Source organism: Pseudoalteromonas sp. MMG013 (genome assembly GCF_018100885.1).
Classification (GTDB): Bacteria; Pseudomonadota; Gammaproteobacteria; order Enterobacterales; family Alteromonadaceae; genus Pseudoalteromonas; species Pseudoalteromonas aurantia.
This window is the reverse complement of the sequence record NZ_JAGJEE010000031.1, coordinates 48,450-59,982: the sequence shown is the minus strand read 5'-3', so window position 1 is coordinate 59,982 and position 11,533 is coordinate 48,450. Positions and strand designations below refer to the sequence as shown.

At 43.1% G+C, this 11,533-nt stretch carries 4 protein-coding genes; 3 read left to right on the top strand and 1 reads right to left on the bottom strand.

Annotation, left to right across the window (positions count from 1 at the left end):
• The first annotated feature begins 216 nt into the window (after positions 1–216).
• The 3 genes from J8L98_RS20165 to J8L98_RS20155 all read left to right on the top strand — a co-directional run bounded on the left by J8L98_RS20165 (position 217) and on the right by J8L98_RS20155 (position 7,371).
• Positions 217–2,724, top strand: coding sequence for a YHYH protein (locus tag J8L98_RS20165; RefSeq protein ID WP_210997915.1), 2,508 nt, complete (start codon positions 217–219; stop codon positions 2,722–2,724).
• A 318-nt stretch (positions 2,725–3,042) separates the two neighbouring features.
• A complete protein-coding gene (locus tag J8L98_RS20160) occupies positions 3,043–5,076 on the top strand; it encodes a bifunctional 2',3'-cyclic-nucleotide 2'-phosphodiesterase/3'-nucleotidase (protein WP_210997914.1) in 2,034 nt (677 codons plus the stop codon).
• Between the two features lie 117 nt (positions 5,077–5,193).
• Positions 5,194–7,371: a DUF6359 domain-containing protein gene (locus J8L98_RS20155; protein ID WP_247682638.1), complete on the top strand. Its 2,178-nt coding sequence runs from the start codon at positions 5,194–5,196 to the stop codon at positions 7,369–7,371.
• Between the two features lie 102 nt (positions 7,372–7,473).
• On the opposite strand, the gene J8L98_RS20150 is transcribed toward J8L98_RS20155, so the two are convergent.
• Entirely contained in the window at positions 7,474–11,469 is a 3,996-nt protein-coding gene (locus J8L98_RS20150) for a rhombosortase-dependent M36 family metallopeptidase (RefSeq protein ID WP_210997912.1), read from the bottom strand.
• Between the last annotated feature and the right edge of the window lie 64 nt (positions 11,470–11,533).

Here is an 11,533-nt window from a genome sequence, read left to right as displayed (position 1 = left end):
TCATCATTGGATTGTACGTAAGTTTGTTTTCAAAATGTTTCCTATTCCAAAACCGTTATCCAAACCTGAGGTTAATTAGGTTGCTTTAGGGGTGATCCCTTTTTCTTCATTATGCATAATTATTGCACATTTACTTTCTAAATTCCCCATTATGGTTGTGGCAATTGCGGTACTTTTTGCCAACACTTACTTGATAGATATGACAGAGAGCACATTATGACAAAGCAAACCCTTCTAAGTTTGATATTTTTCTGTGCGAGCGTATTAGGTGGCTGTGGTGGGGGAAGTGACGGCTCCGGATCAACGCCAGTTCCAGGTGATACGGGAAGTGTGGTTAATAATACGGCCCCTACTGCGGTGGCAGGGGCGGACCAGTTTGTGTCCGTAGGTGAGCAAGTAACACTTAATGGTTCACAGAGTTCTGATGTTGATGGTGATACTTTGTCATTTAACTGGAGAATTATGAGCCAGCCTAGTACTAGCCAAGCGAGTTTGGACAGTTCGGCACAAAGCTTGGTTACTTTTTCCCCCGATGTTGCGGGTACTTACATACTGGGTCTTATTGTGAATGATGGCTCGGTTGACTCTGCGCAAGACACGGTGACTGTGAGTGCGGAACTGGTAAACCAAGCCCCAGTGGCGAGTGCGGGGAGTGATCAAGAAGTCACATTGGGCCAGTTGGTGATGTTGTCGGGTTCTGCAAGTGTAGACCCTGACGGGACAGAGCTACGCTATCAATGGACATTTTTATCTAGGCCAACAGGAAGTTCTGTCACCTTGGTTAATGCTGAAACAATTCGCAGCGAGTTTACAGCCGATGTTGCTGGTAGCTATTTAGTTGGGCTGATTGTTAATGATGGCCTTATTGATTCGGCGCAAGATAGTGTCTCGATTACAGTGATGCCTGCGGTCATAAATCAACCACCAATTGCGAATGCGGGCGTTGACCAACAAGTTCCGTTGGGTCAGTTAGTTTCTTTATCAGGCATTGCGAGTCAAGACCCTGATGGGGATCAATTAACGTATAACTGGGTGTTTGTGACTAAACCCGATGGCAGTAATGCCGTGCTTTCTGACGCTCAGACGGTCAATGCACAATTTAATACAGATGTAGCGGGGAGTTATCAAGTTGGCTTAATTGTGAATGACGGTCAAGTTGACTCGATGCAAGATATTGCGGTTATTACGGTGTCGGCAGGAGATACCAATCAAGCTCCGGTAGCAAACGCGGGTAATGATCAATCAATTACGGTTTCAGAGGTTGTCATGCTTTCAGGGTCACTGAGTAGCGATCCTGACAACGATACGCTGAGTTATCTGTGGAACATTGTTAGTAAACCAGCACAAAGTAACACGGTGCTCTCTAATACGACTTCTCAATCAGTCCAAATTACGCCAGATTTGGCGGGCACATATCAAGTTTCTCTCGTTGTGAATGATGGAAAGTTAAACTCTATCGCGGATATAGTCGTTATTACTGCACAGGCTCAACTCCCAGTTGCTCATGCCGGTGCAGATCAGGACGTCACTGTGGGGGATTTTGTAACGTTGGATGGCGCTCAGAGTACGGGAGCTGATTTGACGTACCAGTGGCAGATTGTGAATAAGCCGGATAATAGTATGGTTGAGTTAAATAGCGCGGATCAGGTCAGTATCGAGTTCAATGCTGATATTAGTGGGACCTTTGAACTGAGCTTAACGGTCGTTGCAGGGGGGAGCGTATCAACGGCGGATATTGTGAAAGTAACGGCCAGCAATACGAACGTTAATATTACGGACAAAATTTTTACCAATGAAGCGGTAAGTTGCCGGAACTATGAGGGCAGTTACTTTTCGAATGTGACGGATATAAAAAGGTCGGCAGATTTCACTGGTGATGTGGTAATGAGTGTGGGTAATACAACATGCACCATCACAATGAATGCCATTCCTAATCATGACTTTAATGATAATACTGCGTCTTTTGCAACAGACACATCCGCACAAAATCTAGTGTACACTTTACCAATTACGGCGAGTCCAGCTGCGACGATTACTCCGCAAGGGATTGGGATCACGGAGGGCATATTACTTAATGGTGTGACCTTGGATTTGTTGCCGGCTGCTTGTTATGGCGTAGGCAATGAGCCAATTGGTAGAGAAAAAATAGGCTGTGGTGCAGATCAAAATGATAATCCATGGCGTTATGACCCAATGTCACCCTTAAGTACCTTTGGGACTGATGTCCACAATGCGCATACTCAACCATCAGGAAAATATCACTATCATGGCAACCCTGTTGCGATGTTCAGTCAAACATGTGGCAGCAGAGCATCAGCAGTAATTGGGTTTGCAGCAGATGGTTATCCAATATACGGTAGCTGTTTCAAAGACCCGGCTACCGGCAATATTCGAAAAGCAACGTCTAGTTATGTTTTAAAAAATAGTGGTGGGGTACGTCAAGCCGTGACTGGCTATACGACTCCTGTCGGTGGCACAGGTGCCGTCTCGAGTAATAATTACGATGGGCAATTTAGAGGTGATTGGGAGTATCAAGTAAATGCGGGTGATCTTGATGAGTGTAACGGTATGAGTATTGATGGGCAGTATGGTTACTATGTGACCAATGCATTCCCATGGGTGCTGGGTTGCTTCAAGGGCAGTTTAGACAGCAGTTTTACAAGGCCTCAAAATTTAGAGAGGCGCAGTCATAGCCATGATGACAGTGCTGAACATCACCATTAGATCATTGCGCTAAACAATGGAGCTGGTGCAACAGATATGCGCAGTTGCACCAGTCTATTTTTGTACCGTTTTTATATATTGCACAAAATAGTGCCATGACTAGATCAATGACGCAATCACGTGGGTCATAGCACACTTTTCTCGCTACTTTAGCTTCGTTATCGAAGGTGTTATTGTAATGTAAATCAAGTGTTGTGCACATCATCGAGCACTATCATTTGTCATAAATCTGGCACCAATTTGCCACGATTTATTAGCCTAATTGTCTTTTTTTCCTTCTATAGTGGTGTCTCTAAAACCGATAAAAGAGAAGGGATTATGAAAACAAAACTACTGCAATTGGCTGTTTTATGCGGTACTTCTGTATTATTTACAGGGTGTTCAGGCTCAGATAATAACCATGAAATAAATGCACCAGTGCCAACCCCAGTACAAGGCACGCAAATAGAGCTGCGTTTATTAGAAACCACGGACTTACACGCGAATTTACTTAACTATAATTACTTTGCGGACAAGCAAGACGATAAAGTAGGTTTGGTAAAAACGGCTGCTTTAATTCATCAAGCCCGGGAGCAGGCGACCAACTCGGTATTGGTTGATAACGGCGATTTAATTCAGGGTAGTCCGCTTGGCGATTATATGGCGAAGGTTAAAAGCTTGCAGGCAGGTGATGTGCACCCTGTCTATAAAGCGATGAACACGTTAAATTATGACGTGGCTAATATTGGTAATCATGAATTCAATTTTGGCATCGACTTTTTAAAAGAAGCAATCAATGATGCTAATTTTCCCTATATTTCCGCCAATGTTTTTATCGATGACGGTGATGCTGACGAGCACAATGACGAGCCACTTTTCTCCCCTTATTTAATTCAAGAAAAAACATTTAAAGATACTGAGGGTAATAGTCACACTGTCAATGTTGGTTTTATTGGGTTTGTACCGCCACAGATCATGCAGTGGGATAAAGCAAATCTAGAAGGTAAAGTGATTGCCAAAGATATTGTTGCGATGGCCAATAAGTATGTACCTCAAATGAAGTTAGAGGGGGCAGACATTGTGATTGCCATTCCACATTCAGGTTTGGATATCGCCGAGCATAAAACCATGGAAGAAAATGCCAGTTATCACTTATCTAAGGTGGCAGGTATTGACGCAATATTATTTGGTCATGCACATGCCAATTTCCCAGGTAGCCGTTATGAGGGGATGAGTGACAAAGGCATAGATATAGAAAAAGGGACTGTGAATGGTGTTGCAGCGGTTATGCCTGGGTTTTGGGGTAATCACCTTGGCGTAATAGATTTGACGTTGCAATATGATGATGGTCAATGGCAAGTGAGTGATTCACAGTCATCACTTAAAGCGATTTATGAGACAGATGATAATCGTCAAACTATCGCATTGGTTGAGAATGATCCTGAAGTTGAAGCCGCAGTGACTCACGAACACGCCGAAACTCGAAGCTGGGTTAATGAACCATTTGCCAAAGTAACGGGACCTGTAAATAGTTTTTTTGCATTAGTAAACGATGATCCATCAATACAAATTGTAACGGATGCGCAGACTTGGTACACACAAAAAATAGTTCAGGGCACAGAGCTTGCCGAATTACCGATTTTATCGGCAGGAGCGCCGTTTCGAGCTGGGCGTGGTGGCGCAGACGACTATACATCCATTGCCCAAGGGGACATTGCATATCGCAATGTTGCAGACCTATATATTTATCCAAATGTGCTTAAGGTACTGAAGCTTAGCGGCCAAGAAGTTAAAGAATGGCTGGAAATGTCGGCCGGACAATTTAATCAAATTGATGTGCACAGTACCACGACACAAGTATTGATTAACCCAGCGTTTCCCTCGTATAACTTTGATGTGATCGATGGGGTAACTTATAAAATTGATGTTGCACAACCCGCTAGATATAACAGCAAAGGAGTGAAAGTATCCGATGGTGAGCGTATTGTGTCGTTACAATATCAAGGCAAACCAGTAACCGCTACGCAGCAGTTTTTGGTCGCAACAAATAACTACAGAGCCTCTGGTGGCGGTAATTTCCCTAATATTGCGGCTAATAAAATTGTCATTGATTCACCCAATGAAAACCGTCAGGTTGTTGCTGATTATATTGCTTACCAGAGTCAGAAGAATGCTGGAAAAGGACTTGACCCATCGGCGGATATGAACTGGGAGTTTGCCCCAAACAGCCACAGTGACATTCAGTTTTTTAGTTCAAACAGTTTAGATGCAAAAGCTTATAGTAATCAATTTGGGCATATTCAAGCTTTGAATGAGACCAATGAAGACGGCTTTGCACTTTATAAACTTGATTTAACCCAACCTAATAATTAGTCCTTATTTTAAGAGCAGATTCAGTGTCTGCTCTTACTTTAATCGTACCGGATGAAGCCGGTATGACAGATATTTTCATTACATAACACACTCAACGGGAATTGAAGAATGATTAGTATGAATAAAACGACGTTGGCGATGATGTTGACTGTAGGTTTGTTTTCATCAATGAGCAGCGTACAGGCAGCAGCATATGACTGGAACAAAACAGCACCAGTAAAAACACCATCCGCGCAGACCAATAATGGTAAAACCATATATTTCGATGTATCTCATGGCGGCGTTGAAGGCAACGCAGACTGGGTGATTGATGGGGCTTTTTCTGACTTTGCAGACGCATTAGTGCAGCAAGGCTATACCGTTAAAGAGTATCGTGGCATCGATTTAAATAATGATGGTGTGATCCGCTTTCATGATGATAGAAGTAATAATAATACGCAAAATGAGGCGGTTATTACTTTTGACGCAATAAAAAATTCTGATGTGTTCGTTTTAGCAGAAACCAATAGACCATTTACTATGGCTGAGCAAGCAGCACTAGAGCAATATGTGGCTGCGGGTAAAGGTGTGTTTTTTGTTGCGGATCATTACGATGCAGATCGTAACCTTAATACATGGGATGCAACAGAGGTTTTCAATGGTTACAACCGCTCTGATTTAAGCAAATATAACTTGGGTGGAGAATATGGTGATTGGCGTAACCCTAAATCAGCAAATGCGGGTTGGTTAGTTGAAAACTTTGGGATCCGGTTTCGATTTAATGGCGTCGACTACAAGCAAGGTGTCAGTGGTGTTGAGCCAAGTACACAAACAGAGGGGATCACACAAGGAGTGCAACCTATTCTAATGGCGGCTGGGGCTACATTGGCGGTTGTTGATCCACAAAAAGCGAAGGGGTTGGTGTATTTCTCAGAATCAGATAATCCAGTTAAATGGAGACATGCAAAGGATCAAGGGTTGTACTTTGGTGGTAAAGCGGAAGGTCCTTACGTCGCCATTGCGAAATCGGGGGCGGGTAAAGCAGCGTTCATTGGAGATTCGTCTCCTATCGAAGATGCAAGCCCGAAATACCGTCGCCAGGATACTGGCAATAGTAAAAAGACCTACCCAGGTTGGACGGATGCAGGTAATGCAGCGACACTTGCTGTGAATATTATTAATTGGTTAGCAACACCTGAAAGTTACCAATATTTTGATAATAATAATGGCCATAATAGTGGCTTTGTAACACCAACCCCAATGGCATCGCAAGAAATGGCGGATCCAAATAATGGCCAGCCATGGGGGACGCCTGCTAGTGGGTTTAATCCTTGGAATACTGATACCTATAAATATAATTCGTTTAATGCACCTAATGGTGATTCACAAACGAACCCAGACCCTGATCCAGATCCGACACCAACCCCAGGTGGCACCCTATCGGTAGTTGAAGCATTAGCCGCAACGCAAGGTGAAGCATTGGTTGTGATGGGTAAAGTAACGGCAGCTGTAAATGGTATTTATGGGTTAGAGCTTAGTGATGTAAATTCACCTTCTAAACATATTTTTGTGAAGCTTGAAAGTAGCCAACGCGCTGATTTCAACCCTCAGTTAAATCCTGCGATTTTGAATAAGAATATTATCGTTACGGGCAAACGCAATAGTTATATGGGTGAAGCGGGAGTTCGCTATGTCAGTGATATTCAAATTGCACCTACAGCTTTATCAATCGAACAAGCATTGAATACCGCGCAGGGGGAGTCTTTTGAGATAATAGGTCGTGTTAAGTCTGGCCTAAATGGTATTTATGCATTGGTGTTAGAGGACATTAATGATGCCAGCTTTACCATTAATGTGAAGTTAGAAAGTGACCAGCGAAACCAGTTTAGTCCACAATTAAATCCGGAGTTGCTTAATGCAATTATGGTTGTTAACGGTGTGCGCGACAGCTATATGAGTCAAGCGGGTGTACGTCAAGTTTCTAAATTACGTATCACCGATGATGCGGGTAGTGACCCTGTAAGCGGTTCTGGTATGTCTGTGAGTGAGGTTTTAGCGTTGGCCAATGGTGAGCCTGTCACTGTGGAAGGTAAAATAACACGTGGCGTCAATGGCAAGTATGCACTTGAGCTGACAGATGACACTAACAATAGTGAATCGTTGTACATCAAACTAGAATCATCCCAACGCACTATGTATAGCCCATTACTCAATGTAGCTTTAATCGGAAAACGGTTACGTGTTGAGGGGATTAAGAACAACTATATGAGTCACCCAGGTGTTCGTAACGTAAGTCAGTTGATGTTAATCGACTAACGATACCCATATGTAAAGGGTTTAGTGTAAACCTTATTGTGAAACAAAAGACAGAGCTGTAATGGGCTCTGTCTTTTTATTTGGTAAATGAATTAAATTTACTTATTTACGGCGTCTAATAAGTCCAGCTGCGGCAAACAATAATGCAAACCAACCCATGGAACCTGAGCTATTACTACTATTATTCGGTAGTGTAGGTGGTGTTACTACAGGCGTCTCATTGGTAACATTCACAACTGTTTCAGCCTTCACGTGCGTTGAACCATCACTCACGGTCAATTCAAATTTTAACATTGTGTCTTCAGTTATGCTCGGTGGTGTTACTGAAAGCGTTGCTGAATCATGCCCACTTAGCGTCGCTTCAGGACCTTCAGTTTGAACCCAAGCGTAAGTCAGTGATTCTGTATCTCTATCTGTTACAGTTGCAGCGATAGTGGCTGTTGCAGTTTCATTTACATCGACAGATGCAGGTGTACTGACAATCGGTGCTACGTTGTCACATGCATTTGCATCGCCCGCCACAGTTGAATGAAACTGTGAAGATGACACATTGTCAAATTTTACTTGGTCAATGAACCAACCTGTTTCGGCTGCGCCACCATCTGCGGAAATGCGGAATCTAAATTTTACCGTTTGGCCATTTAAGTGGTCACCAAAACTCACTTTTTCCATATTTCCTGTGCTTTCTGCTGTGAAGTTTGAGCCAGTAAATGCAGGACGGTCCTGTAGTGCTTGTTGTGGGTTTTCAATCAACGCGGCGGTGTTATAGCCTGTATCGAAAGTCCCACCTGCAATCTCAGATGTCACATCCACCCAATTTCCATTGTTAATGCTGATTTCAAGTACACCACCATCCCAATTGTCTTCTAATAGATATAAGTGCCAGAAGCTGATGGAGAAATCATTACCGAAACCGACTTCAAAGTTTTTAGTTTCAACAGCAACATCTGACTCGAACCCATTATTACGAAGGAACATCGTTTGTTCGCCAAACTCGACACCAGGGTTACCTGCTGAGAAGAGTGCCGTATTGCTTGCGTTGAAGTTTTGCGTGCCTTTCGCTAAGTCACCGCCTGTCATTACATGTTCTTTAAAGTCAGCAAAGAGATTGTAACCTTCCATATCGACTGATGCCGACGTTCCTTGATGTGCTTTGACTTTAAAGTCGTAGTTGACCGTAGATGAAATTTCCATCTTGGTTTCGCCGACAACCTCTTCACCTTCAAAAGTGACTTCAAATGTTAGGTTCTCAGCGGTGCCAGCCTCATTGAGTGTCACCATCAATGGCACACTTGTGGCCGAGGTAAATGGTGCTAAAGCATCAAACGTGATCATACCGTCATTTTCAAGTGTTACGTTGTGACCACTTGTCACGACCACTTTAGCTGAAATACTATTTAATGTGGCATCACCTGCATTCTTAACTGACACGGATAGAGTCCCAGTTTCACCTTTATCCAGGATCTCGTCATTTGAACAGTAACCTAGTTCAACGCCATTATAGTTTGTATTCAAGGATACAGAGGTTGCTTGGAAAGCTGATAATGTTGTTTTGTTCGATTCAATAACACCTGAATTATCATCGCTGTTACGCGGGGGCGCAATGGCTCCTAAACCAAGTCCTCGGTCTGCGAACGCTTTTAAGGCAATGGTGAAATCTTCCATATCTGTGGCATACACCGATGCTAAGATTGCATCACGTGCTTCAACATAAGTTGGAGAAATTGGGGTTGCCTTATAACCTGATATTAAATATGTCGCCATTCTGTCTTGTGCTTCTTGGAAGCCATGCTTGTTTATCAAGCCAACATATACGTTCCATAGCATGTTTGCCCATACTTCACCTGCTGCGTGAGGTGAACCGCCATTTGTTGGTGGGAGGCCATCTACTTCAGCCCCACTGGTAATGTGCTTAAATGTAAGTGGGTTAACCGACATATCTGTAGAATACGGTGCACGACGAATACCGGTTGTGAAGTTCTCAACAAACGTGCCTGTCGCATAAGGTAATTGGAACTGATCGTTGCCTGCAATGGTTAAATCAGACTCTAGAGCAATGAACATTAAGGAATGGAAGTCCCCCCAGCCTTCACCCATCGCACGGCCTTGGAAGTTATTTAAACCAGCACCATTACCTACAAGACGATTCGAAATATAGTGACCCCATTCATGCGCAATAATACCATTATCAAACGTGGAGTCTTTTAACGGGAAGGTGCTCATTAAGTTTACGGTGACCATTTCACCGCTGTCCATTAGGTCGTAAATTTTCTTTCCGTCTTGGAAGCTTAAGCCCATAGATACAACGGTTACGCTGTCATCGGTGCCACCCATAGGTGCCGGTGTGCCGTCATCCACATTATTGATGATGATAACGCCTATTGCTCCAGCTTCTTGTGCGTGTTTAGCTTTCGCTGTAAATGCACATCCTCCTCGATCTATTAAAGCGATTTTTCCAGCGAGTTCAGCACCATTGGTTGCAGGTTCACAGCCATCTGTTGCGGTATCAGTACTATCATTCAGTCTTACTGTCATACCTGACAAGTCATATTGTACAGGTCCAAATGAAGCAACTTTTGAAGATTGCAGTAGTCCTACTTGCGAGTGAGATGTAACAGTCACCGCAAAATCAGTACCGACAATAGCATCTTTGCTATTCCATAAATATTGTTGCATACGTGGGCTTCTGCCGTCAGCAGGGGTAGACATATTCGCGTTGTTTAAGCCGGAATAATCTTGTGCCTGTACATGCAAAGGGTCATTTTCTTCCCCGCCTCGTCCATAATTAGATAATTGCGCATTACCAGAAGCTTCATCAAACCCATAATCATAGAAAAAGTCGTGTAAGAAGTTATTCATGTAAAACAAATTGACGATCGCTGACTTGCGATTATTCAAGCTTGTTGGAGATTGGCTAACTTCATATGGGTAATCGAAGGTATTTGCAGATGTAAGCTCTGCACTGAAATCACCTTCGGTAAAACCATCCGGTGCAACAACATCAGCATAAGCAAATACATTGTTTCCTGATGTCATGGTTGCATCTTCAGCAAGCCATGGGTCTTGTGTGCTGATTTTTGAATAATGCGAAAGGGTAACGAGCGGCGCAGCTTCAATTTCAGTTTTGTCAGGGCCTGTATCTAGTTTTGGGAGCACATCGCCATGTGGACCTTCCATGGGATAGCCGTTTTGGTTTGCATACACGCGATACGTATAATCATTACTATGCGCGATTAAGTTGTTTTTGAATAATACTTTGCCGGAGTTTGATGCTATCACATACCCAAAGGCCTCGGACTCAACACTATTTTTTGGCGCGACTTCTACCTCAACATAGTATGCAGCGACTAATTGTGTTCCATCGTCAAAGAATACTTTTTTAGCACGAGGCGAAAATGCATTGACAGTACCCGAGGCATCTTGCGCTGTAAATGACGTGAATTGACCTTCGAGCTTCTCGTTACTTAGTTGCAGGTCGTTGGTCTCTGCACCAATATTTTTAGCGGCAATACCAATTGCTTTTGCAGCACTACCAAATTGAGTGAAAGCGGGGTTGGTTGAATTGGCAGCTTTAGCATGTGATACAAAACCTGATGAAGCGACAAGATTGTACTCTTTGTCTATCATCACGTTGTACTCACGATTGAAGACTTCTATGCCCCCAACAAGCTGTTTATACTTTGCTATAGCAGGGCCGCGCTTTGATTCGTGTAAGTTTGTTAATTGCGCCCCATCTAAAATAGCTGACTTACTGGTTTTTAATCCTGTCAGCTGTTGTAAGTAATGATCAGCTACAAATTCATTTCGCTGTTCAACGGCAATGTTTGTTAGGTTAGGCGTTGTATGTGCTTTGCTAGCCCACACAAAGGTGGCTTTACCTAGTTCTTTGTCATAGTGGCTAGCCATACCTGAAACAGTGGCCTGTGCTGCAAGAGCTTGTTGTTGCGCTTTTACCTGGTCAGCTTGACTGCTGGTATTGATTTGCGCTTGATCTATTAGCCCTGACTGTGCATTGTAAGTTAATGCAGAAGCCGTATTGGTACCTAAAATTGTAACCATCGAGGCTGCAATTAAAGTTATTTTTGGTATGTTATTCATTATTTACCCTGTTTTATTGTTATAAAGACGTTTATTAAAATGAATCCTTTTTAACGTTATTTCA